Source organism: Paenibacillus sp. NRS-1760, from assembly GCF_050467785.1.
Classification (GTDB): Bacteria; Bacillota; Bacilli; order Paenibacillales; family Paenibacillaceae; genus Pristimantibacillus.
The window spans coordinates 353,409-378,976 of sequence record NZ_JBITPK010000010.1 but is presented as its reverse complement, the minus strand read 5'-3'; the positions used below and the strand labels follow the sequence as shown (position 1 = coordinate 378,976).

The following is a 25,568-nucleotide window of genomic DNA, read 5'->3' as shown; positions in this document are numbered from 1 at the left end:
CGTATTACTTTGAAAGCAGATTATAAAGCACTTGTGCCACTTGAGCTCTCGTAGAAACATCTTTAGGGCTCAGCTTTGAATTGTTCCCCGTAATGATGCCGCCCTCAACTAGAGCCTTGAAAGCGTCGCTTGCATAGCTCGCAATTTGATCGGAATCACTGAAGCTGGACACCGCAACATTTGTCTCTGCTTTAGGCAATTCACCAAACACTTCAAGTGCACGATACAGAAGTGTAAATAGATCTTGACGTGTAATTTTGCTATTAGGGTTAAACGTATTGCCTTCTACACCTTTCGTAATACCCAGGCGCTTAGCAGCTCCCAAGTAATTCGTATAGTAGGTATTCCCTGCATCATCAAAATTAGCTGTCTCTTTCTCATTTGGCTCGATGCCGTATGCTTTCAATAACAAGACGATGAATTGGCCTCTCGTCACTGTCGCATTCGGGCTGTAATGGTCCTCGTCTGTACCTGTTGTAATGCTTCTTGCCGCAAGGAATAAAGCGGCATCCTTATACCAAGCTGCATCCGATACATCTTTAAAGCTTACTTTATTGTATCCTACAATGTACTGGGAGAAATGTGTCGTAACAAAGTTTACCGTTCCTGTACCCGCGTTGTATTTCCCGCGGATCGTTTCCAAGCTGCCGGCATCCGTTACATAGTAGACCACCACAGCATTTGGATCTTCTCCGGCTTTTAAAGTATAAGGCACACTAACTTGCACATTGCTGCCGCCAAAGCTTGTAAGCTGGGTAGTTCCTGCGAATACGGAGAAATCATAAACCGGTCTGTCACCCAAAGCTTCCTTGCCCTCGTCCGTCAGCTCTACTTTCGTAATAATAATGCTGATGTCACCCTCTTCAGCCGAATTGCTGATGCTTTCAATTGCTTTTGCGTCAAAAACGACAGTGCCAACGCCAAGATTGGCCTTCACACCCGCATTTGTGCTTGAAGCTACTTCATTAAACGATTTTCTAGGAATGCTCAGCTCTACAGATTTAGTTTGAGCTGTTGCTTCAACCTTAAGCTCAACGACAGAGGTTTTGCCTGCTGCTTCCGCTTTCTTAGCAAGCTCAACCAGGCTTGTAATAGAAGCTGCGGTTGCTTTCGCTACGGTTGCTCCTGTCGCAGCATCGGTTGTTGCTGTTATCGTTGCTGTTGGTGCTGTACCATCATTGTCTCCGCCTGCTGGAGGTGTAGGTGTTGGCGTTGGATTTGGGCCATTGTTTCCACCGCTTGGAGGGGATACATAATTAGGTACAATGACATCTAGCACTGCGCCGGCATTATAGCCTTCCTTAGCCGCAAACCTCACGTTGTAAGTGCCTGATGATAAACCAGTAATAGATGGCGCTGTAGCCGCTTGATAGGACTCAGCTCCTGACAGCTTGTATTCAAGTGCTGTCGTTGTTCCTGTAATTTGTCCATCATTATTAGCTGAAGAGGTTGGAGCTACACCCGTCAAGCCTGATGGTTCCGGCTGCTCTTGTAGAGCAAACGCTTTGATAACGATATTAATTGCGGGGCTTGCACTGAATCCAGGTTTAGCTGCAAATCTGATATTGTAGGTGCCTGCTGCGAGACCAGTGATCGCTGGTTCTGTTGCCGCTTGATAAGCATCCGTTCCATCTAATCTGTATTCTAGAGCTGCAGTCGTTCCTGTAATTTGTCCATCGTTATTAGCAATTGTTGTCGGCGATACGCCTGTTAAGCCAGTCGGCGCTTCTTGCGCTTCCTCGCCGTAAGCCGGAATAACAACCTCTACTTTAGGGCTTGGGCGATATCCTTCTTTTGCCGCGTAACGAACATCATAAGTACCGTAAACAAGATCTGTAACAGACGGTTCTGTTGCACGAATATAATCGGATAATGAATTAGACAACTTGTATTCAAGCGCTGTCGTCGTTCCTGTAATTTTACCGTCATTGTTAGCTGATGTCGTTGGCGCAACGCCTGCCAGCCCTGTTGGTGCAGCTTGGTCTTGAATAAAGGATGGAACCACTACGTTTACAGCTTCGCCCGCTTTGTACGAAACAGCTGCAGGAATTCCTGCTGTATGAGGACCATTGTATCCAAGCTTGGATGCATATCTAACATTGTAAGTACCTGGCACTAAGTTAGTTATTGCATCACCAGTTACAGCCTTGTAATCCGTTTCACTTTCAAGCTTGTATTCTAGCGCTTTGCCTTTCGTTCCTGTAATTTGACCATCATTTTCATCGGATGAGGTTGGTTTAACCGCTGTCAGCCCTGTAGGTTTGGCCTCAACTCTTGCGAATAGGCTGTTCAAAGCATTCGTATAGTTATTGTAATTCACACCAGTAAGCCCGCTGCTTACATAATCAGGTTGAATATTGGTCCAAGAATACATCAATTCAATATGCCCAAGAATCGGAGCTTTGTTGCCATCAGCATCCTTGTTGTCTTTGTTATATTGAAAGAGGTATGGAACCTGAGCTTTGCTTGCGATTACTTCTACGCCGTTCTCATTCGTATACTTTACATTGTTGCTTGCTTTTACATATTGTGTTTTGATATCAGGCAAATATTTGTTAATCAAATCTACATACAGATTGGCATTTGGATGATTCGTATCTCTCGTTTGAAAGAATATGCCGTTATGCGGGTCAGCGTTCGGGTCTTTATTAAGATCCATGATCGAAATTCCCGAATCCAGCTTGGTGTCCCAGAAATAAACTTTATCAATGTTATTTTTTTTCGCATATTCGTTAATAAACTTAATGGCTGCTTGCGTATTCGGGCACCAAGAGCCGCCGAACAAGATCGTATAATTCCCTTCGCTCTCGAGAATCTTCGTCAATTGGTGATAGGTTACATGTTCAAATACGAGCTCGCCATCCGATTCGTCAAAAATAACCGTTTCTTTTTTGTTAATGATTGATCCGTTTCTATTGAAAGCTGCTTTGATGGAATTCGAACGGTTAATCGTATCAAATGAAGTGATTCCTTCAAATACTTGACTCACTTTTGCTTTGTAAGCATCTACTTTACTCGTGTCCAAAACACCATTTGTTAAGTAATCGTTCCATACATTCGTTGATGCCAAAGAGGAAACAATTTTCTTTTTGTTATACACAAACAGGAATGGCGCTTCAATCTTTTTCGCTGAGCCTTCAGAAATTACTGCGCCCTTGCTGTCTTTTTTCGTATAGCTAACGATATCTCCTGCTGGAAGTACTTCATCGAGGTTCTTTAAATATTTTTTGACCAGCTCGACATACGCTTCTGCAAAATCAAAAGTGTTGTTGCCAACTTTGATTTCTTTCGTTTGCGTTTCCGCAATCTCTAGTGATTTGCCATCTAACCTCGTATCAAAGTTATAGATGGTTTTTACGCCATATTGCTTTGCCACCTGATTAATAAAGCCAATATTCGCTTGTGTTTTATCGCTCCAAGCTCCGCCAAACAACACAACATATGTGCCTTCGCTGTCAAAGAGATTAATAATATCTTCATACGTTACCGTTTGAAGAATATGGTTCTCATCATCCAAATGCTCATACACATTATTAAAATAGTTATAATGGCTGGCGCCGCTATTTACTAGAGTTTCCGAAGCTGGATTGGCATTAACGATATTGGCAGCTGGCAAAATTAATAATGCAGCCAATATAAGAGCTAACCATCTTTTGGATGTATTAAATTGTAATTTCATGTTCATTCCTCGTTTTCATCAAATTTTGTCGATGTGCCAAGTGTGAAATATGTATTCTCCACTAGTCGCTTCAAGATCTCGTGCAGGGAGCCGGTCATAAGAGGCTGATCTGCCCTTTATGACCACCCCCATTTCATAACTCATGAATACGTATTTCTTGTTTCTAGCAGATTTCTTCTTCCGTCGTCGATGGTGCTGGCTGTTGACCTTCGGAAGACGAAGATGATGACGAAGAGGATGAAGCAGGAGCCTCTGAGGATGATGGTGCTTTCGGCTGTACCGTATCTTTTTTCACGAATGAGACCGATTTAGATGGTTTCTTTTCTTCTTTCGCAGCTGGCTCCGCTGGTTTCGATTGTGTTTCTTCTTTCGCAGCAGGTGCTGCTGCTTTTGGTTCTTCTTTTACAACGGCTGCAGCTTTAGGCTGGCTTTCTTCTTTTACGGTCGTGGCTGCTTTAGGCTGGGCAGCTTCTTTCGGCTGTGTCGCTGTTTTTTCAACCGATGTATTTGCTTTAGCCGCAGGCTCTTCCTTCGCTGCTGCCGCTTTAGCTGCAGGCGCCTCTTCCTTCTTATCTACAGCAAGAGTAACTTTGGATTTATCTTCTTGTTTCGTATCTGCTTTTTCTGCTTCAGGTTTATTTGCCTCTATCGTGTCCGCCGTTTTTGCTTGCGGTTGTTTTTCGCCTTCTGCTGCAGCTGTGTTTACTTCTGATTTTTTCTCTGTGTCAGAAACGGTAATGATTTTGGATTGATTCTCTTCCTTTGCTTCGGTAACAATTGCAGCGTTGTCCTTCACCGCAGGCGCACCTTGAGCCTGTTTGGCAGATACGACAACATAAGTTAGGGCTGAGAAGGCTACTGTTGCAGAAATTAATGTTAGTGTTAGTTTTTTCATGATTGTAAACATCCCTTTCGCTTCGCTCTTTGAGCTTTTTTGTTTTTTTGGATAAAAAAAGGAGACCCAACAAGGCGCAGAACTGCGCTCCTATTGAATCTCTGGTGGTCCAGTAGATTATCTTCTTTTGTCATCCTACAAAATGGTTTTTCAACTCACTTTGAATATATTCCTATATTATTCCTCAAAAACGACCCTGTCAACGATTATTTAATTTTTCCCATCGTTTTTGTCGGAATTAATTATAAAGACACTAAAACGTCTGATTTTTATTAATTATTTTAAATTCCACCTTACGATCATCGGTATGAATAAATTTCACAAGAAATGAAATTTTATGACCTGCGTTTACGCTGCTCCAGTAAAACTGAGCCGTTTCATCCATTGAATTAAATAAAGGCACCTCCAACGGTTCACCTTCAAAAGATCTCAAAATACCATTTTCTTCACCTTTATAAGTGTGAATACAATGACCAATCCCTTTTGTAAAAGAGTCGTAATGAAAGAAATGACGGATGCAAAATGACGGATCGTTTTGCCTTGTTTTCAAAATGGACAAGCTGTATGCAGCTGATTCGGTATCAATAATACCGGAAATACGCGGTGTATAATGGGGAGCATCTGGTTCAAACATTCTGCTTTTTAATGCATCTTCAAACGTTTCTTTTTTGCCATAAGCTTCATAGATGGTTTCCGTCTGATCTCCATTGGAAATGATGTGCATCCCATTTATACTCTTTATCGGATCATAAATAATCAATGAAGGGTCTTCCATTTTTGCCGCATCATATGCTCTGTTTCTTACAAACTATGAAAATTAACGCACGAATTTCATAACGAACTATATCGTGCTTATTATGTAGAAAAATAAGCGCTGCTAGATTCACTAGCTATTATTTTGATTGTTGAGCAATGAAAAAAGGGCTGTTCCAAAAGTAGAAAAATCTACTTTCAGGACAGCCCTTCTCTTATTTATACCTTATTTCACTTCAATTGATTTAACTGTACCATTGTCGCCTTTTACTTGTACATATTGACCAACCTTTAGCTGCGAGGAGTCACCTGTGATGACTACACTTGGATCAATGCTGAATGTTGTGACAACTGCCTGTGAGTTTTCATATCGAGTAATGAGAGAAACCGTCGTCAATTTCGCCTGATTGTTGAACGTTAATGTATTAATAATTCCGTTCTCCGTGAAAGCTGTACTAACAGGAGCCGACTTCGTTACTTCAATAAATACGATACGATTGAGATACGTACGAACGAGTACCTCATCCCCTGCTCGGAGTGAGCTCACTGGCGATTTTTTATCATCTCGGAAAATAAACACATTCGAGTCTAATGCTAGTGAAATCTCCGTGTTATCTCCTTTAACAACCGTCAACTTGCCATCAGCAGGAGCTGCTTTTAGCTTGCCTAAAATGGCTTGTGCATCATGATTAGGCATTTCCGTATCTGTGCGATCGAGAAGCGCTGCCAGCTCTGCACGGGTTACTGGTTGATTAGGACGGAACGTTTTTCCATTCTTATCATTGTAGCCGGTAATAATGCCTTTCTTCAAAGCAAGAGCAACATAACCTACAGATCCAGCAGGGATCTCTTTTGCATCCTTAAAGTCAAGCTTCGTATTATTGAGCGCCTTCGCTTCGTCTTCCAGTTTAAGCGCTTTTACGAGAAGAATCGTAGACCATAGTCTTGTCGCGTTTGCTTCCGGTTTCACTTCTGATTCAGTCTCAGAGAATAGATCGTTCTCCAGCGCTACTGCAACGTAACCAACAGCCCAAGGGTATTTTTTTGCGATTTTATCCCCATCATTAAATTGCAAGTCCGTTTTCATTTTATCTGCTGATTCCGCTTGTGAGCGAAGACCCATCAATCTGACAGCAGCAGTCAACGTTTCAATACGGTTGATTTTCTGATTCGGCTTAAATGTACCATCCTCGTAGCCAGTAAATACGCCCTTCGACGCTAACCGCATAATGTATTCCATAGCCCACTTCAGATCGTCCTCATCTTGAAATTGCCATGTTACTTTATGTTTATCGTCCTTGTCATACTTGTCATCCTTGTCCTCATGACGGCCTTTATCATCATTACGATCGCCATCATGCCCTTTGCCTTTACCGCCATCTGCAAAAGCTGACGTCGCACCGCCTGCAAGCATTAGCAGCGCAAGCGAAGAAATTGCTGTCTTTTTCCACATTGTTTGTTTCATCAAGAAAGCCACACTCCTTTTTCGATTGCGGGTTTTGCCGCATTTTTTACCTTCGCCCATATGTTTCGGGAGAGGCTGATCGATTTAAGAGGGTGGCTTTCAAAATAAATTTTTATGATTGTTCCTTATCGGCCTCGCGTTTAGCCTTCAACCACTTAGGAGCACCTTTGTTTTTGCCTTCGCGCTTTCGCTCCACTTTCTTAGGAGCAGGCTTCGCTGCTGGCTTTGGTTTCGGCGGAGCAGCTACTGCTTTCGTCTCTACAAGCTTCGTTTGTTTCGGAGCAGCAGCTGCACTTTTGTTCTCTACAGCTCGCTTCGTTTGCAACGCTTCTGAGCGATCTGCAAGCTTCGCTTCATGGCGAGCCGCAAACGGTTTTGTTGCTTCTCGCAGCTCTTCCTCGCTAAGAAGCTTTCCTCTGAACATCGTCCGTTCTGTCAATTCGATGCCCAGCTGCTTGCGGAATTTCTCCATAATAAACAGCTCCTGCGGCGTGACAATGGAAACGACTGTACCAGGACGTCCCATACGGCCCGTTCGTCCTGCACGATGCACATAATGATCCGCATCCGATGCAGGATCAAGCTGAATGACGAGCGGCAGACCTTCAATATCAAGGCCTCTAGCCGCAACATCCGTAGCTAGCAGCAGTTGGCAGCGACCCTCGCGAAAACGTGTCAATGTTGCTGCACGGCGCTGTTTATCCGCATCCCCATACAAAGCCTCAACAGTAAAGCCTTCATAACTTAGCTTCGATTCCCAGTTGGAAATGTTGTCGGTATCATTTAGGAAAAGCAGAGCAGAGGCCGGGTTCAGCAAGCGTACAAGCCTTCTTGCCGTATCGGTTTTATCACGCTTATCGCTAACGATAAAGTAATTATCGATCGTTTGTGATACGGTATGCTCCGGCGTAACCTGAATACGTTCCGGGTTTTTCATCCAGCGTCCTTCAAAACGAGCCATTTGATCCGGATATGTCGCGGAGAAAAAAGCAATTTGGTGCTCTTTACCGACACTATGCAAAATGATCTCGACCTCTTTTGTCGACCCGAGCTGAAATACTTGATCCGCTTCATCAACTACAACATTTTTCACATCATTCAGCTTGAGTTTGCGCAGCTTAAGCAATTCGTGAATTCGCCCTGGTGTTCCAATAACCAGCTGCGGGCGCAGCTTCAATTTCTCTACCTGCCTCTTTAATGCTGCTCCGCCAATCAATTGCTGAACGCGAATGTTCAGCGGCTCCGCGTACACTTCTGCTACACGAACAATTTGCATCGCAAGCTCCTGAGTTGGAGCCAAAATAATCGCTTGAATCGCGCTTGAATGCGAATTCAGCTTCTGAAGAAGCGGCAGCAAATACGCAAGCGTTTTACCTGTGCCCGTCTGCGACCTCGCTGAAACGTCGCTGCCTCCAAGCAATATCGGAATCGTATTTGCCTGTACATCCGTTGGTTCAATAATTCCATTTGCTGTGAGCTTATCCGACAGCAGTTCATTAATTCCTATTTCATACCATGTGTGCTTACTCATTTTTAATCCTCTCTCATTTAAACCTTTATTTTCGATTTAACATACCGCCGAATAGCCGATCAATGGTTCGCGGCAGCAATTGATATAGTTTAATACCAAAAGCTGCGGTTTTCGGCAGGTCAAGCTCGGCTTTTCTCCGCTCGATTAAACGAATGATTTTTTTGACTACATATTCTGGCTTCATCATAAACCAATTGACATTTTTAACGTAAGAGCCGGAAGGATCAGCCAGCGAGAAAAAAGGCGTATCAATTGGACCTGGATTAACCGCAGATACCTGAATTCCCTGCTCCCGAAGCTCCATGCGAAGTGCATTAGTAAAGCCAAGCACAGCATGCTTTGTGGCTGTGTAGCTGGTTGATTTGGCAGTGCCTATTTTGCCTGCTAAAGATGCTATGTTTACAATATGTCCGCTTCCTTGCTTCACCATATGAGGAACAACTGCCTTCGTGCAGCGTACGATGCCTAGGTAGTTCGTGTCCATCATTTGCTCAAAGCTTTCCACATTCATGCTCATAAAATTCTCGAATTTGCCGTAGCCAGCGTTGTTCAGCAATACATCTATTTTACCATATTCCGCAATGACAGCTTCTACTGTTCGCTTCACCTGTTCATTATCGGTCACGTCCATCTGATAGAACGAGCTTTTCCCCTTTATTGCAGCGGAAATCTCCTTTAGCTTCGAGATGTTGCGTCCAGTCAAAACTGGGATCGCCCCCCGTTCAGCCAGCATTTTAGCCATTAACGCTCCGATTCCGCTTGATGCACCGGAGATGAAAATCACTTTGCCTCTTAACATCCATCATCACCCATTTACAATTTTACTTGATTGGTATTGCAGACGCAAAAAAAGCTCCCTAAGGAGCCATTTCTATGCTAAGATGCGATTAAAACTTGGATGTCGAGTTCTCCAATGCCTTCCATTATCAGTGGAATCGTCAACGCTTTTTGTGCGGTGAAGCCAGCTGATTGAGCAGACTGGATAACCTTCGGCGGTGTAATATCTACTCTCACCCCTTGATTAAACAGCATCGTACTCGCATTTCCGCTAATCATATTGCCAAGCTCAGAAATAGCACTCTTCACGATTTCGTCGATTTCAGAAATTACGTATCCGCCCATCATCGCAGAAACCATTTTCATAGCTACCTCTTCGCTAAGCCCGAATACAATGTCACCGTTCATCTGTCCGTTGAGCCCAATTTGAATCCAAATATAGTTCTCTACAAACTTGATATCCTTGAGACCTAGTTCTCCAGTCGCTGGACGTATTTGAACGACTTGCTCAATCACGATTTTTGCAGATTCAAGAAACGGGTTAATGTACTCTGCCTTCATAATGAAGATACGCTCCTTTTCGACAAAATTCGCGCTTTGTCTTGTTTAATTTATATTATACTTAATTCACTAGGACAAGTATACTATAAATAAAATATATGTATCTTTAGAACTATATTTTAAAACGAAATCTGTAGAATATTGATAGGAATGGAGGTCCTCTTCTATGCCTAACGTATGGGCTCACTTCATTTTTGGACAACTTGTATTCGAGCGGCTTGGCGAATGCGCACTAATTGAATCAGCTGAGAAAAAAAATATATTTAACATGGGATGCCAAGGACCTGACTTTTTGTTCTATCATCGTTTTTTCCCTTGGCAGCGCAGCATAGCCTTAAATCGTTTAGGAACGGAAATGCATAACCGCAATTGCGGACCGGTACTTGTCGAAATGCTGGATAGTGTCGTCGGCAGACCCGCCTGCCCTAAACGTCCTGATTCTTCTATCCTATACACACTAGGATTCGTATTGCATCACATTCTTGATCGTAATCTTCATCCTTATGTATTTAGCAAATCGGGCTTTCGCAAATGGGATCATCAACGTTTTGAAATTATGATGGATACGATAATAGCGCGTGAGCTTTGGGGTATTGAAACGTGGAAAACTCCAGTCTGGAAGCATATCGATACGAAGGGAGCATTTCCTGCACCCGTAGTGGACGCTTTCGAGTCAATTGCTGCCCTTTATTATGAAGAGCTGGCCCCGCTCATTAAACGCGAGGATTGGAACCAAGCGAATCGTGATTTCACTGCCGCGCAGCGTTTATTCCATGATCCGACTGGCATACGAAAAATACTAACTTTTGGGCAAATCGAGCCTTTCACTTATAAAAGAGGGGCTATGCCCTTTGACGTATTAAATGTAGAGGAACAGCCTTGGCTTAATCCAATGGACGGCGCCACCTATCACAATGAGAGCGTTTGGCAGCTATGGAATCAAGCGTTAGATGATGCTGTTGAGGTTGTAAGCGCTATCCTCATTTGGCTAAGAGCCTATGAGCAGCCGCAGTTTACAAAAGAGGAGCGTTATCGTGTACGTCTACTGCGAGAAGACGCCATCGCCCTTATAGACAATCGTTCCTATGAAACTGGACTTCATTGCGACTTTAATACTACGATCCGTTTTGCAGACACGGTTTGGACTGACCAAATCGGAATTATGAAGGCTCCTTAAGTAATGAAGGAGCCTTCTCTTGTCTTTCTTTTTCTAAAAAAAATTATACAGCCTTACTTGTCAGGCTTCTTCTAAAACGCAGCCTTATGAGCCTCAAGCGCTCATAAAGGACATCAACAGGCTTATTCAACTGCGAAGCTTCCAAAGTGCCATATACTTGCTGCAATACCGGCTTCAAATATTTATCGCCGACCAGCGAGAGAGCATCCCATACGAGCTGCTGCTCATCATCTGGCATCTCTACGAGCTCCCGCGTAATCAGTGATTCCATATCGTAACCCTCTTGTTCTAATTGCTCGATTCGATCCATTAATTCGCGCCTTGACAGCTCTAGCTCCACGCCAAGCTGTTCAAGCGATCCACCCTGCTGTACCGCCGTCAAAATATGTTTTTTTGCCTGTTGGCGATCCATCTGAGATTTATATTTTGTCTCCTTTTGTTTATAAAGCCACTGCGTATAGGCGATTGAGTCTAATTTGTCACTTACCCATTGCAGCGGAAACTCGGTATCACGATTAGCCTCACTTGTAATCTCCAGCACTTCCAGTCCATAGGATGCATGCTTGGCGCTTCCCCAACCGGGAATTTGTGCTAATTCATCTGCCGTCTTCGGAACGAAGGCGCTGATCATCCACAACATGCGATTAGTAGCGACAAGATAAGCCGAACGCTTCTCAGCAATTGCTTTCGTACGCCGCCATTCACGAAGCTTCTGAAAAAGTTCTTGATTGGCATGAAGCTCGCCGTAGCATTGAAGCATAGTTACAAAGCTGCCAGTTGTAGAACGGCGATCGTCCAGCATGCCATCGATAATAGGCGCGTACCCTTCCCCCATGACCCTTGCAATTCCATGACGGAATGCCACAATCATTTCCTCCCATGACGTTCCTTCAAACCAAGTGATCGGATCTTCGCTCTCCTCATTCAGCTCCACCCACAGCACTGCCCAAATGCCTTGATTCTCACAGATAGATAGCTGCGCGCTATCAATGCGCTGGCCTTCTCCAAGCTTCTCGAACGTGTTCAAAAATACGATTTGCATGTTTCTCATTCCTCCAATAAATAGATGTGGTCGCGAATCGGTTGAAGGCAAGGAAAGCGTCCGAACAATTAGGGAGAATGTCGGAAAACAACAAAAAGCACCTCCTCTGCCTACGGCAAAGGAGGTGCTTCCTCACGTTTAATGATTCGATTGCTTTCATGCTATCATATTGATTTCTTTATTACAAGCATTTTGTTGCTGCAAAATCATGCTCTCAAACTTCCTTAATAAGACCAAACCTTTAATAATTACAGTACTCTATAAACTTTCTAGGGTAGGAACTCTGAACGATACAAGGTAAAGTTTTGGTGAAGTCAATTTCTCAGGCATTTCCATGCAGTGAAAATTTAATATAAGGGGAGTAATACAAGATGTCGACGAAGCTGGGAACGGGTGCTTTTTTCACAGGGAACTACCGAAATTTGTTTAAGCTGTACGGTTACAGCCAAGAAGAAATTGGGAGACGTGTCGAGGATACTTGGGACAACCTGTTCGGCGGTAATGAAGATACGCGAATCTATTACGAGGCTGGCGGCGATATGGGGTATCTGTTAGATACCGGAAATATTGATGTACGCACCGAAGGCATGTCCTATGGCATGATGATGGCTGTGCAGATGAACCGCAAAGATATCTTCGACCGCATATGGAAATGGACGATGACTTACATGTATATGAGCGAAGGTGAAAATGCCGGTTATTTCGCTTGGTCATGCAATACCGATGGCACAAAAAGATCATACGGTCCCGCGCCCGACGGCGAGGAATATTTTGCGCTTGCTCTCTTCTTTGCATCACACCGATGGGGTGATGGCTCTGTTCCTTTTAATTACGGTGATCAAGCTCGGAACCTGCTTCACAGCTGTGTGCATAAGGGTGAAAATAACGACGGTTACCCGATGTGGGAGCCTGCCAATAAATTAATCAAATTTATTCCAAATTGCGACTATTCCGATCCATCCTACCATTTGCCGCACTTTTATGAGCTGTTTGCGCTGTGGGCTAATCCAGAAGATCGCAAGTTTTGGAAAGAAGCTGCAGCTGCGAGCAGAGATTATTTGAAGCTGTCATGCCATCCGGTTACTGGACTAGCACCCGAGTACGCCTATTACGACGGAACACCAAACAACGAGCGCGGATATGGTCATTTTTACAGCGACTCGTACCGTGTAGCCGCCAATATTGGCCTCGATACGGAATGGTTTGGCGTCGATGCGTGGCAGCGTGAGGAGGCAAACCGGATTCAAGCTTTTTTCTCAGGTATTGATCCGTCTGATTATAGACGTTATACGATAGCTGGCGAACCATTTGAGGAAAAATCACTCCATCCCGTCGGGCTGCTTGCCACAAACGCGATGGCTTCGCTTGCCAGTTTCGAAGGACCGCATGCCAAAGCTTCTATTGATTTATTGTGGAACACACCGCTTCGCACCGGTGACCGCCGCTATTACGACAACTGCCTCTATCTGTTCGCCATGCTTGCGCTTAGCGGCAGCTTTAAAATTTATATGCCTACTGTATAGCGTTTTGTCTCATCGCAATTGAAAAAGAACGGTCACTTCTCCTGAATCGAAGGTGGCCGTTCTTTTTCTCCTTACGGATTCTCAGCTTTAAACGCTGCTCGCTTCTCTTCCATTACTTCCTTGCCGCCAATTTTCATATAATCCGCTACTTCCTTCTCATAAACCTTGTCAAAATCCGCTGGTTTCGCAGTTAACACTTTAACAAATATTTCGTCGTCCTTTTCCTTCAGCGTTGTAGCGTACTTGATCTCCGATTGAATCGGCGTCACCACACGAGGTTTAATGATGCCATCCTTCGATCCAGTCGCGATGCTTTCCACCGTAAAATCCTTGAAATTCGGATCGGACGCATTAGCCGTAATGTTCAGCAGCTCATCGGTTGTACTGACATATTTCCCGTTAAGAATGATACAGTAATCAAAATAGTTATATAAAGTCTGCTTCGCCTGATCGTTATCAAGCGTAAATGGAACGCCATCCTTCATCTCATATGTTACGCCTTCCGTACCGTTCTGAAGGGCAATAATATTGTCCGTTTCAGCCATCCAATTCAAATATTTAATTGCTGCTTCCGCATTTTTACTTGCTTTTGGTACCATAATGTATATGCCATTAGGCGAATAAATAGGCTTTGGTGTCTTGCCGTCCGCGCTTGTGAACGGATCGATTAACGCCAGCTTTGCATTCGGATCATTCTTTTGCAGCTCTGCGTAATAGCCCATATAAACCGGCTCGTTGGTATTTGTTGTTGCCGAACCAATATATCCGTTCAGCAGGTTCTTCTGGAACTGCTGCGTATCCTTGCCCATATGGAGCGGAAAATCCGGATCCATAAGTCCCTCGTTGTACATCTTATTCAAGAAGCGGTATGCTTCCTTATTGCCCGGAATGAGCCACTCCGCTGATGCATAAAGATCCTCATCTGCGATTTTGTCCCATTCCCAGAACGAATATTGAATCGGATGCATATGGAAATAGTCGATCTGCCCATACGGAATCGCTTTATCACCGGATTTGCCAGGCTTTTTCTCTTTAAAAGCCTTCATCGTCTCATAGAACTGCTCCGTTGTTTTCGGCAGCGGCAACCCGAGCTCATCCAACCAATCCTGCCGGATAAAAGTCGAGCTCTGAGGCTGCAGAACGCGCTTAGCTGGAATCGTATACTGCTTGCCATCGAATACACCGTAGCTGAGCAGCTCCTCACCCAATACTTCCTTCAACTTTTGTCCATGCGCATCCATCAGCGGACCTAGATCTGTCAGACCGCCGTTTTTTACGTATTGCTGTACCGTCGGCTGGTCATAAGTAAATACGATGTCAGGAGCCTGATTCGCAGCCATAAGCACGTTCAGCTTGTCTACCTCCTCTGAGCGAGGAACCGTAACGAATTCGACAGTAATATTATTCGGTTCGCCAAAATTTTTCTGAATGTATTTGGTCATGTCGTTGTCGGTAATTTTCGGAGCGCCTGCCGGTGTATTGTTTCGGTCAAACAGCTCGATTCGAAGCTTAATTGGATCTCCCTTCGGCTTCTCGGTTGCTTCAGAGCCTGAATTGCTCGGTTTATTGCTTGCAGCTTCCTTTTCTTTGACAGGCTCCTTATTTCCGTTTCCGCTGCTGCACGCAGACAGCATGGATGTGATCAACAGCACTGCCATAAAGATTATCGTGAATTTACGCCTTGCTCTCCTCAACGCATTCAACTCCCTTTTATCATTTTTTTAATCTATAGCAACTCCATGAAACGGGAGCTTTCGGCTCCAGCCTGTCTGGGAGTGACTATCAACCTTTGACGGCACCGATCATCATACCCGAAATAAAGTAACGCTGAAGCGCCGGATAAACGAGCAAAATGGGAATGGTAGCGAACATGATCGAGGCAGCTTTAAGACTTTCCGGAATCGGTACCGAGGCATTAAGCCCCTCTGCTATCGCCATATCGTTAACCTGGCTGTTGATGACCATTTCGTACAGCTTCAATTGAAGTGGATAAAGCTCCGAGTTGGTAATGTACAACAGGGCATCCATAAATCCGTTCCACCTGCCCACTGCGTAAAACAAGCTAAGTGTGGCCATTACCGGAAGCGACAGCGGCAGGATGACATGCCACAATATTTTAAAATGGTTGGCTCCGTCCATCCGCGCCGACTCTTCCAGCTCTACTGGAATGGAGGAGAAAAAGGTCTTGATGATGAGCAAATAAAAGGCATTCACCATCCCCGGCAAAATGAGCGCCCAGATCGAATCAAGCAAATGCAAATTTTTTACGAGCAGATATTCCGGTATCATTCCTCCGCTGAAAAACATCGTCAGGACGATAAGGAGAAGAAAAAAATTTCTTCCCTTTAGGTTAGGCTTCGTCAAGGGATAGGCTGCCATAATCGTCATCAGCATCGATATAGCCGTGAACAAAACAACTAGTCCAATAGTAAAAAGTAAGGAATGGATCATCGCTGCATTGCCGAAAACAGCCTCGTAAGCAGAAAAATCGATTTCTACGGGTAGTATCGTAACTTTTCCTGATAGAATCGGCCCGTTGGCGCTTAACGATAAGGCAAAAATATGAAGCAGCGGCAGCAGGCAGAAGAGCCCTGCCGTTATGATTACGACCATGATCATTGCATCTACGATTTTGTCATTGCCATACGCTCTCATATCTGCCCTCCTACCAAATGCCTTGATCATTAACTTTTCTGGAAATATAATCGGCCGACAGCAGGAAAATAAGACCTACAACCGCTTGGAACAGACCGATAGCCGTTGCTATTGTATACCGTGCGGACTGAATTCCGATTTTGTATACATACGTGCTGATAACCTCAGACACATCGGTGACGAGAGGATTGCTAAGTACAAACGGTCTATCAAATCCAATGCTGGCCATATGACCAATATTAATAATGAGAAGAATGATAATTGTCGGCTTGATGCCCGGCAGCGTGATGTGCCAGATTTTACGCATTCGGCTTGCACCATCTACATCTGCAGCTTCGTAAAGATCTTTATTAATTCCCGTTAAAGCAGCGAGATAAATGATCGTTCCCCACCCGGCACTCTGCCAAATACCTATGAATAAATATGTTAGCACCCAGTAAACAGGCTCCGTAAGGAAAGGAATGACCTTCATCCCTAAAGACTTCAGCAGATTGTTGACAATACCGTTATTGGTCGCAAGCAGTTGAATAGCCATCCCGCCGATGATGACCCATGATATAAAATGAGGCAAATAAAGAATCGTCTGTGCGCCTTTTTTGAACCATTTTATGCGAAGCTCATTTAACAGTATCGCTAGTGCGATTGGAATCGGAAAACTTACGACAATATCCAAGAAATTGAGTAGAAAGGTGTTGCGGAGCGCATTGTAAAAACCATCCATCTGAAATACTTCCCGGAACGTTTCGAAACCGACCCAAGGGCTTGCTAAAATGCCTTGAAACATGTTGTAGTCCTTAAATGCAATGACGACGCCCAGCATTGGTGTGTACTTAAAAATAATAAAATACGCCAAGGGCAGAAGCAGCAGCAGGTATAACTGCCAATCCCTGTACAGCGCTTTCATACGAACGCGCGGCACGGTTTTGACCTTCCTCTGGCGTTCCGTTTCAATCTGCATGGATGACCTCCTGACTCTTATTGGAAGCAAATATTTCGGCTTGGTTCCAAATGTAACACGTGATTAAGAAATCGGATATTAACAAGAATCAGAGGCTTAACATAATCGGAAATCTCGCTATTCACGCGGACTTTACCATTTTCCGACGATTAACCTTTACGGAAGTAAAAAGAAAATCTGCCGATTAATTCGGCAGATTTGTTGCCATTCATTCGTTTAACCGATAAATGGTTCGATATTCACCTGGCGGTAGATTGAACAATTTTTTGAAAGCGCGGTGGAAGGAAATGACGTGTGTGTAGCCCACCTGTTCTGCAATCCATTGGATAGGCTCATCTGTTTCAAGCAGCATGTTCTTCGCATGTGCGAATCTTACCTTAAGCAAATAATCGATAAAATTTTCGCCAAGCTCCTCTTTAAACAAATGACTAACGCTTCTAGCGCTTAGACCAAACTTCTCGCTGACTTGAACGAGAGACAAGCTCGGATCAGTGTAATGCTGGTCGATGTATTCCTTCGTTTGGAGGGCGATCGTATGATTTTTGCCATTCAGCCTTTTCTTATCCCTATCGCCCGCAAGTTCAGTCAAAACAGCCGTAAGCTGAATCTCAAGCTCGTCGATCGTTTCAGCATGCTGGGCTATTTGCCTGAACCTGCTTCGGTATTCGCTGCTCCATATCGTCTCGATATCACTTGGCAATGCTTCCATATCTTTCTCTAGCTGGCGGATTAAATTATGAATGAACGCTTCAATATCCGCGCGCGAGATTAACATGCCTTTCAACTTAAGAAAAATTCGGCTCAGCTTAATCTCCCATTGCCCGTCGTCCATCCGGCAAGAGCGTGACAGCTCCAATATGGATTGAAAGCAAAGAAGTGTCTCTCCTGTTTGTTTTGTATATCTTAACCGGTTATCAATTACGCTGTTTGTGCCAAAAACCGCTTTGTAGGATACATTCTCAGCAGCGCTGTGGTAAGCGGCCGCAATATTATGAATGGAATGGACGAAGTTCCCAATTCCACAAGATACGGTTAACTCCAAATGCTCGTTCATCCACTTGCGGAATTCTTCGCATACTTGTACCAGCCTATCTTGAATGGACTCTGAGCTTTGCTGTAGAAGGACAACAAAAGCCATTCGCTGAGGCTCTGTCCATACGTGTTGGATCTGAAATTCCTTCTGCTGCATAAGCTCTCGAAAAGCGGATTCAATAAGAAATTTCAGCAGGTTTTGATCACTGGCTTTATATTTATCAGTAAATGCGGCAAAATGGTCAATTTCTAGAGCAATGACGCCAAGCCATTCATAGGAATGCGGCAAGCCTAGTGCCGATGCCTGATTTTTCCATTCCTGATCGGTCAGCATGGATCGTCCAACAAGCAGCTCTTGAAGGAGATTCCGTTGTCGGAGCAGCAAATCCTCTTTATGCAGATGCTCATAATCAATCGATTTCTTTAATAAATGATCAATCGCGGTTTCGATAAATTTGAACTCGTTTCGGGGCAGCTTAATGCCAAGCTCTTGGCTTTTGCGAGCCGCATATCCGTCGATTTTACCCATGATGGTCTGGATCGGCTTGTAAGAGACATGCGTAATAAAGGTAAACCATACTAAGGCAAGTATGATGATGATAAATACGATAATAAACCACATGTTGGAAAACAAAGAGAGGGTGGAAAATTCGTTGGCATGCTCGCTGTCTGCATAGAATTGCCAACCGGTGTATGGGGAGCTGGCATAAATACCGCCTTCCTTGGCAGAAGGCAGAGTGGATTCAAACGGCTTCTTCTCCCAATCGAGAAGTTGAATCGTGCCGCCGTATCCATTGAAGTGATTCATAAAATCGATGATGGAGCTTACATTAAGATTGACGACCACCGCTCCCTGCTGATCAGACGCGAACGGGTAAGTCTTTACTAACGAAACAACCTTGCGGGTGGAATCGTCAAGGATAGATTGGCTATATTCTCTTGGGCTCGTCCAGCCTATTGCAGCCGATCTTGATTGATGCGAATCGAAAAAAGGCTTGTCCTTAAACGCCTCGAGCTTGACCATCCCTGCTTCGGATAATACTTTTCCAGTATGATCACTGTAAATATAAATGGAATTAACGAACGGCAAAGATGAGGATATTTCAACTAACTTTTTTTGAATTACGAAGTAATCATACAGTGACTTGGGCTTTTCATTAAAAAAGGCTTGCAGCGTTTTGTCCGTCTGCATTTCCCTTACCACATTGCGCTCAATCAGCTGCAAGTTGGCGTCCACATTTTGCATCGTCTGCTCCACGATCGCTTGATTCGTTTCCAAATACTTCTTCTCAGACGAATGATTTAATGTTGAAAAAAACAAAAAGATAACCGATGAAATAACAAAGAAAAATATCGGTGTATACGACAGCATCATCCGGTAATACCAGTTCATCTTCAAATGAACCAACCTCCCGTCCATTTATGAAGCGCTTACAATTAGAAAAAAGTTTCTAGTTTCTGATTCTAGCCGACCTCTACCTGCAAAGGAAAGAAACCGCGATTACGCGGCCTCCTCCGTGCAGTTGTTGATTATGCCTTAGTCCATGAAGCTAGCTGCCTGTCATGTTCGGCGTATTCACTGTATCTGTCCTTTACTCCACCTTTTTCTGTGTTCCCCTCCTGAATGTAAATACGGTGCTTCATCGTTATTGCATCTCCGCCTGGCAACAGCTTTCCGCCGCAGAAATGGAAATTCGCAGGTGTGAAAGGGCCATAATCACGGACAAACCATTGAGAAGCAAAAGTTTCATTTTCTGGATGGGAGAAAACCGCAATACCTGCCTCGGTGTACTGCTTGACCATTTCATCTCCGTCTCGCTGCATGCTGAGAAACAGTTCACCGCTGTAGTCAATGACTGTTCACATCATCGTGTCCCCACCATAACCCGTGATGATGAAGATGATCGTCCGGCCCATCATGGATCAGTGTCTTTCCATGCGGTCCGATTAAGGGGTAAAAGTAAGGTTTCGCACTCGTAGCCGCATATAGGTACCGAGTAAAAAGTTTACCCTCAATGCTTACGACAACTCTCGCATTATCTTCCTGATGATCTAGATACACCCCAGGCAGCTCGCTCCAAGTACGTCATATCGGATCCGCTCCTATTTGCTTTCTCCGCTTACCGTAATTTGATTGCTGCTGAACGCTGCAACGGAGTTTTTCTTCTCATAGAAGTGAGTCGCTGACGCCATAATCCCTTCCCGTGTATAAAAAGGGCTGTCTGGTCGAATAGGCAGCTCTACAGTTGTCCCTGTGCTGGAAGCTTGATAAATAGCTGTAATAAGCTCAAGCGTTTTTCTTCCTTCCACTCCCGTTACGAGTACTTCGCCGCTGCCGTTTTCAATCGCGGTTATAACATTATCCAGCTGACCCTTGTGCCCTACGTAGGTTAAGGAAGCTATACCGTCTGCAACGGCAGCAATTTGCCGCTCCAATTCCGGGTTTTCTATAGGAAAACCGTTTTCCTGTGCAGATGAAGCGGTTACCTGCCATGGCATCGATACCCGCGCTTTCTCACCTTGGAAAATAAGCTTTTGCTCTTGTCCGTGATGAACGACGGAGCTTGTGATTTGAGCAATCGCTCGCGGATAAGACAAAATCGCTACCGACAAATCCTCAACTTCTGCATTATCATGGGAAGTATTAGCCATAATGGCCGTCACTTTATCCGGCATCCCCATCATCCATTGGAACATATCGATATGATGTACGGCATGGTTCAGCGTACAGCCTCCGCCTTCCTTCTCCCAAGTTCCGCGCCACCACAAATCATAATATGTATTCCCTCGCCACCAAAAGGAATCAACCTGCGCATGCACGATTCGTCCTGCAAGCCCAGAATCAAGCACGCTCTTAAGCTTCATGACCGCATCGCCAAATCGATTCTGGCTTATGACGGAAAGAATTTTTCCTGATGCGGCAGCGGCTTCGTTCATTCTATCGCATTCAGCCAGCGAAGATGCCATTGGCTTCTCGACAATGACATGTTTTCCTGCTTGCAGGAAGTCTACCGAAAGATCAGCGTGTGTATAGGGCGGTGTGCAAATCGAAACCAAATCGATATCATCACGCGACAGCAAATTTTTGTAATCGTTTACAATTTCACAATTCAATTGAAACTTCTTTTTTTTGTCCTGCGCGCTTGCATCAATAATATCGTATAAAGCAACAATACTGCAGCGGTTCCCAAGTGCCAGATAAGCTTCGATATGAGCAGACGATATAGAGCCGGTTCCAATAATCGCAACACGAATCATATAATTCCATCTCCTTAGTCATTTTTCTTAACTGATAATACTAGTATACAATTAATTCAGACAAGTGCATATGCCTTTTTAATATGAGTATATATTGCAAAATCAAAAAACAGCCGACACCTCCTATGAGGCTGCCTGCCGTTTCATTGTACATGATTACTTAAAATACGCGGGGTGTTTCTCTTTCAGCTCATCCTTCTCCAGTTGAAAACGATTCAAATGCTCATGCATCACTTTTTCCGCCGCATCTGCGTCCTTGTCCTTAATTGCCGCCACGATTGCACGGTGCTGGCTCAAAATAATATGCCAATCATCGTTTGCAGCTAGGCGCAGCATCCTCACCCTCTGGTAATGGGCGCTAAGCTCTTGAAGCAGCTTCCATGTGCGGAGCTTCCCACATCCGATGATAATCGTTTTGTGAAACTCATCGTCGAGCTCAAACAATCGCTTATAGTTTTTTTCTTCGATACAGAGCTCTTGCAGGGCAATCAAGTTTAGCAGCTGCAGCACTTGTTCAGCCTTAAGCTGCTCGCATGCCAGCCTGACGATTGTACTTTCCAGCGTTTCCCGCACGAAGCGTGACTCTTCCACCATATCCAGATCAATGAGAGAAATAAATGAACCTCGCTGGGGTATCGTTTCAATAAGTCCCTCTTGCGAAAGCTTCACGAATGCCTCTCTGATTGGTGTTCTGCTCACCTTCAACATCTCGATTATATCTTTTTCTGAAATAAAACGACCCGGCTCCAGTTTCAAATCCAATATATCTGCTTTCAGCTTATCGTATACATAGTCACGAATAGATCCTTTTGCATCACGCGACGATTCGGAATTGTAGTTCATATCATTGTATCCCTCCTGATGGCACTGCTATTACTAATGTACCATAGCTTGTATAAACTGCAATAAGCCAAAGCAGAACATAATATTGTATAATGATTGTATTAATGAATTGGAGGCTATACCTTATGCTGTTGCCTGATTTTGATTTTATGTCCGATTCCACGGAAGAAACGTCTACAAGATACGTCACTTTTATTGGACCTAGCTTGAAGCGATTCGACCTTGCAATTACTTCCACTAGCCGTTTTTACGGCAAAAAACTAATTACTGACCTTCAATTTGGCAAAACAGCGATTATCGGTCCTGATGACCTTGAAGAGGAAGGTTATCTTGAACATACGTTTAAGCTGACAGAAGAAGAGGCGGCTGAGCTCGCTCAATTCTTATACTTTGTTGTTGGAACGGTGCATTTTACCGATTAATCAGGGTACACTGAAATGGTAAACTAATACCATTTGAGAGGAGTCTGCTGATGGATCGATTTGTTCCTGAAAATCGCCAGCCCTATACAGATGTATCAACAGTAGAATCGCAGCGCAACGATCTCATTCCGGAGGAGTTTCCGGATGGACCGTATGGCTCTGATCTGCTGATGGAATCGCTAGGAAAAAGTACGCCTTGGAGAGTGGATCAGCGACCATCCAATCGCTTCGCTTATGAGAATCGAGCGCTTCATGCAGGAATGCCTCGTGACTATCCAGGTGAAGATGAATACGACCATGATTTTCCTGAAGTACATGATGAACCTTAAACCAAGCAAAAACGCCTTCGGCGTCCTTAGACGCTGAAGTAGCTTTGACGGTGAAATATAAGATAAGTATGAGAAAATTATATACTTTCTTATATTTAAACAAAGCCCTTGGATAACACGTCGTATCACGTGTTTCCAAGGGCTTTTTTCCAAGCTTATTTATACGTTGGTTTATGCAGGATTAAGCTCTAGGTCATCTTCGTCACCGCGGTTGAATGCTTCACGATCGAATTCGCCTTCGGAATCTGCTACAAGCAATGCAGTAACCGTAGTACCCGTAGCATTAACAGCCGTACGACCCATATCAATTAGAGATTCAACAGCAACAACGAGTGCAATACCTTCTAGCGGTAAGCCAACTGCTGTCAAAACAACTGTTGTCGAAATGGAAGCTGGACCTGGTACGCCTGCTACACCGATTGAAGAGATTACACTAACAAGTACGATAAGTACATAATCTGTTGCAGTAAGCGATAAACCGTAAACTTGTGAGATGAATACTGCTACAACAGCCGGCCAAACCCCGCCGCAGCCGTTAAAGTTCATCGTAGCGCCAAGCGGTGCTACAAAGCTCGCGATTTTTGGTGAAATGCGAAGGCGCTTCGTAATAACTTCAAGATTGACCGGAAGCGTTGCAAAGCTGCTGCGTGTTGTGAACGCTACTGCTACCGTAGGATATGCTTTTTTGAAAAATTTCAAAGGATTAACCTTAGCGACAAAAGATACAAGGCCGCCAAAGACGAATACAAAATGCAAGAGCAATGCGATATAAGTTACAAGAATCAACATGGCAAGCGGTTCGAGTGTTTCCCATCCGTATCTAGCAGCCATAACTGCAATCAAGGCATACACACCATACGGTGTAAAACGAAGAACGAACTTAACAACCTGGTGCATAATTACGGTTGCCGATTGAATGAACGCTTTGAACGGTTGAACGGAATCCGGATTTTTTGCTCCTACCTTAACGATTGCGATAGCAATGAATAATGCGAAAATAAGAATTGGCACTACTTTACCCTCTGCAGCATCGTTAATCGGATTTGAAGGCACTTGATCCAATATCACTTTGAAAAAGCTTGGAACTTCACGCGCTTCAAAGTTTTCAGGTGTTTTAAGCTCGAAGCCTGCACCCGGATTAATAGCAGATGCTACTAGAAGTCCGATAATCGCGGCTACACCTGTCGTTGCAAGAAACCAACTGATCGTCTTAACGCTTAGCTTGCGTAGAAACTCAAGATTCGTAATCGAGATAATACTGTTAATTACGAGAACAAATACGAGCGGAATAACGATCATCTTAATTAAATTAATATAGATGGAGCCAATCGTACCTACGCCCTCAGTATCTAGTTTAAAGTTGTTAAAAATAATACCTGCCACAAGGCCAAGGCCAAGTGCGACCAATACTCTCGTTCCGAAGCTTACACGTTTTTTGGCCATAAAATAAAGACCGCCAAGTATTATTGCTGATACAACTAAACTGATCCAGTTTGTTTCAATTGCTGTCAATAAATTATTTTCCATAATACAACAATCATCCTTTCTGTCTATACCTTATGATTAATAGCAAAAATTAACTCTTAAAATCAATTCCGTTTTAATTCCGATAAGAATACTCTACTTTGCAGAAACAAATATATCATCGTTCTCAAACTTATGTCAATATGATTTTTCCACAGCTTCCAGAGAAATATTCGTTTAGCTTTTTGGAGTTTCGATACTATAAATATGTAGAGCTCTTTCAAGTATTACTTCGCACAAAAAAGAGACGTATAACAACCTTTTGCATCCGGTTGTATACGTCTCTTAGTGGCGTAATTTCAGTATAAGTAGTTACTCCGTAATTTCAAATTTTGGTTTAACATTGTTGAAATCAAGATTTTCTCCACTAACCATAAGGCCCATGCCCCAATCAAAATGAGTATTTACAGAAGGCTTGTCGGCTGCATCACGATATTGGAACAAAACGTTTCTTCTCGTTCTGTCACTGCGGTTAACATCCGATCCATGAATCGTCAAATAGTTGAAGAACAGGACATCCCCTGCTTTCGCCGGGCAAAGCGTTCCCGATGAAATTGGATATTCCTTATGGTTGAGATAATGTCTTCCCACATGATTCAGCGGTCCTTCCAAATGAGAACCTGGGATAACCGCTAAGCAGCCATTTTCTGAATCGGCATCATCAAGATGAACACTTGCAGCAAGCATCGAATGGTCGTTATGAGGGAAATAAGGGTAATCCTGATGCATAGGAAATGCTGCTCCGTTAGCAGGCGGCTTCACAAGCATTTTGGAGTGATGGAGCTGTACGTTAGGACCAATTATTCCATTCAATACAGATACCATATTCGGATGAATGACTGCCTTAGTAAAGGAGGCATCATGATAATGCACATCATGGAAGCCTTTCAGCACAAGCTTCTTAAGCTGCTCCGGCGGCAGAAAATCTCCTTGCCATGCGTGGTTATGATCAGCCTGAGCAAGCGCCGCTCGTTGAATGATCCGCTCAACAGCTGCTCTCATCTCAACTACCTCTTCATTGTTAAACACGCCTCTAACTAGCAAGTAACCATTTTCTTTATAAAATTGCACATCTTCATTAGTGATCATGTTCATTCCCCTTATCGTATAATTAATGTGAATATGGTTTAATTATAGATAGGAT

Annotated in this window: 21 protein-coding genes and 1 pseudogene; 4 read left to right on the top strand and 18 right to left on the bottom strand. The window is 43.9% G+C overall.

Translation table 11 applies throughout. The features are described 5' to 3' along the window. Positions 1-4: 4 nt before the first annotated feature. The 7 genes and pseudogenes from ACIFSR_RS12725 to ACIFSR_RS12695 form a co-directional block, all read right to left on the bottom strand. The gene (locus ACIFSR_RS12725) at positions 5-3,679 is read right to left on the bottom strand and encodes an S-layer homology domain-containing protein (RefSeq protein WP_430057675.1); all 3,675 of its coding nucleotides are present in this window, start codon (positions 3,677-3,679) and stop codon (positions 5-7) included. Between the two features lie 163 nt (positions 3,680-3,842). Next, entirely contained in the window at positions 3,843-4,574 is a 732-nt protein-coding gene (locus ACIFSR_RS12720; protein ID WP_430057674.1) for a hypothetical protein, read from the bottom strand. A 253-nt stretch (positions 4,575-4,827) separates the two neighbouring features. After that, positions 4,828-5,364: pseudogene (locus tag ACIFSR_RS12715) on the bottom strand (IMP cyclohydrolase); the annotation flags it as partial. Between the two features lie 189 nt (positions 5,365-5,553). Next, a complete protein-coding gene (locus ACIFSR_RS12710; RefSeq protein ID WP_339209537.1) occupies positions 5,554-6,792 on the bottom strand; it encodes an S-layer homology domain-containing protein in 1,239 nt (412 codons plus the stop codon). Between the two features lie 112 nt (positions 6,793-6,904). Further along, complete coding sequence (locus ACIFSR_RS12705) at positions 6,905-8,323, bottom strand: DEAD/DEAH box helicase (protein ID WP_339207777.1); 1,419 nt, start codon at positions 8,321-8,323, stop codon at positions 6,905-6,907. 25 nt (positions 8,324-8,348) lie between these two features. Beyond that, positions 8,349-9,122 carry an SDR family NAD(P)-dependent oxidoreductase gene (locus ACIFSR_RS12700; RefSeq protein ID WP_076267828.1) on the bottom strand — a complete coding sequence of 258 codons (774 nt, stop codon included), beginning with the start codon at positions 9,120-9,122 and terminating at the stop codon, positions 8,349-8,351. A 77-nt stretch (positions 9,123-9,199) separates the two neighbouring features. Next, complete coding sequence (locus tag ACIFSR_RS12695) at positions 9,200-9,661, bottom strand: chemotaxis protein CheX (protein WP_054028542.1); 462 nt, start codon at positions 9,659-9,661, stop codon at positions 9,200-9,202. 166 nt (positions 9,662-9,827) lie between these two features. Here ACIFSR_RS12695 and ACIFSR_RS12690 point away from each other — a divergent pair, with 166 nt between their 5' ends. Then, a complete protein-coding gene (locus ACIFSR_RS12690; RefSeq protein WP_430057672.1) occupies positions 9,828-10,838 on the top strand; it encodes a zinc dependent phospholipase C family protein in 1,011 nt (336 codons plus the stop codon). A gap of 43 nt (positions 10,839-10,881) precedes the next feature. Here ACIFSR_RS12690 and ACIFSR_RS12685 read toward each other — a convergent pair whose 3' ends face one another. Further along, positions 10,882-11,880, bottom strand: a complete 999-nt coding sequence (locus ACIFSR_RS12685) for an HRDC domain-containing protein (protein WP_430057671.1) — start codon at positions 11,878-11,880, stop codon at positions 10,882-10,884. 371 nt (positions 11,881-12,251) lie between these two features. Between ACIFSR_RS12685 and ACIFSR_RS12680 the strand changes: the two genes are divergently transcribed. Next, complete coding sequence (locus ACIFSR_RS12680; RefSeq protein WP_430057669.1) at positions 12,252-13,403, top strand: glycosyl hydrolase family 8; 1,152 nt, start codon at positions 12,252-12,254, stop codon at positions 13,401-13,403. 71 nt (positions 13,404-13,474) lie between these two features. Here ACIFSR_RS12680 and ACIFSR_RS12675 read toward each other — a convergent pair whose 3' ends face one another. From ACIFSR_RS12675 to ACIFSR_RS12640, 8 genes are all read right to left on the bottom strand, one after another. Next, positions 13,475-15,061, bottom strand: a complete 1,587-nt coding sequence (locus tag ACIFSR_RS12675) for an extracellular solute-binding protein (RefSeq protein ID WP_339207772.1) — start codon at positions 15,059-15,061, stop codon at positions 13,475-13,477. A 124-nt stretch (positions 15,062-15,185) separates the two neighbouring features. Then, positions 15,186-16,058: a carbohydrate ABC transporter permease gene (locus ACIFSR_RS12670; protein ID WP_430057668.1), complete on the bottom strand. Its 873-nt coding sequence runs from the start codon at positions 16,056-16,058 to the stop codon at positions 15,186-15,188. A 10-nt stretch (positions 16,059-16,068) separates the two neighbouring features. Beyond that, complete coding sequence (locus ACIFSR_RS12665; RefSeq protein ID WP_430057666.1) at positions 16,069-17,016, bottom strand: ABC transporter permease; 948 nt, start codon at positions 17,014-17,016, stop codon at positions 16,069-16,071. 208 nt (positions 17,017-17,224) lie between these two features. Continuing rightward, complete coding sequence (locus ACIFSR_RS12660) at positions 17,225-19,441, bottom strand: helix-turn-helix domain-containing protein (RefSeq protein ID WP_430057840.1); 2,217 nt, start codon at positions 19,439-19,441, stop codon at positions 17,225-17,227. 137 nt (positions 19,442-19,578) lie between these two features. Further along, positions 19,579-19,872, bottom strand: a complete 294-nt coding sequence (locus ACIFSR_RS12655) for a DUF6807 family protein (protein WP_430057665.1) — start codon at positions 19,870-19,872, stop codon at positions 19,579-19,581. 25 nt (positions 19,873-19,897) lie between these two features. After that, a complete protein-coding gene (locus ACIFSR_RS12650; protein ID WP_430057664.1) occupies positions 19,898-20,110 on the bottom strand; it encodes a DUF6807 family protein in 213 nt (70 codons plus the stop codon). 41 nt (positions 20,111-20,151) lie between these two features. Next, on the bottom strand, positions 20,152-21,306 hold the full coding sequence (locus tag ACIFSR_RS12645; RefSeq protein ID WP_430057663.1) for a Gfo/Idh/MocA family protein: 1,155 nt from the start codon (positions 21,304-21,306) through the stop codon (positions 20,152-20,154). Positions 21,307-21,462: 156 nt separating this feature from the next. Further along, the gene (locus ACIFSR_RS12640; RefSeq protein ID WP_339207767.1) at positions 21,463-22,149 is read right to left on the bottom strand and encodes a GntR family transcriptional regulator; all 687 of its coding nucleotides are present in this window, start codon (positions 22,147-22,149) and stop codon (positions 21,463-21,465) included. Positions 22,150-22,274: 125 nt separating this feature from the next. Here ACIFSR_RS12640 and ACIFSR_RS12635 point away from each other — a divergent pair, with 125 nt between their 5' ends. Beyond that, the gene (locus ACIFSR_RS12635) at positions 22,275-22,571 is read left to right on the top strand and encodes a DUF3055 domain-containing protein (protein WP_179089790.1); all 297 of its coding nucleotides are present in this window, start codon (positions 22,275-22,277) and stop codon (positions 22,569-22,571) included. A 50-nt stretch (positions 22,572-22,621) separates the two neighbouring features. Further along, positions 22,622-22,900 carry a hypothetical protein gene (locus ACIFSR_RS12630; protein ID WP_339207766.1) on the top strand — a complete coding sequence of 93 codons (279 nt, stop codon included), beginning with the start codon at positions 22,622-22,624 and terminating at the stop codon, positions 22,898-22,900. 171 nt (positions 22,901-23,071) lie between these two features. Here the strand turns inward: ACIFSR_RS12630 and ACIFSR_RS12625 are convergent, their stop codons facing one another. Together ACIFSR_RS12625 and ACIFSR_RS12620 are read right to left on the bottom strand one after the other, a co-directional pair. Next, the gene (locus tag ACIFSR_RS12625; protein WP_430057662.1) at positions 23,072-24,427 is read right to left on the bottom strand and encodes a dicarboxylate/amino acid:cation symporter; all 1,356 of its coding nucleotides are present in this window, start codon (positions 24,425-24,427) and stop codon (positions 23,072-23,074) included. Between the two features lie 309 nt (positions 24,428-24,736). Continuing rightward, complete coding sequence (locus ACIFSR_RS12620; protein ID WP_339207764.1) at positions 24,737-25,513, bottom strand: phytanoyl-CoA dioxygenase family protein; 777 nt, start codon at positions 25,511-25,513, stop codon at positions 24,737-24,739. Positions 25,514-25,568 lie beyond the last annotated feature (55 nt).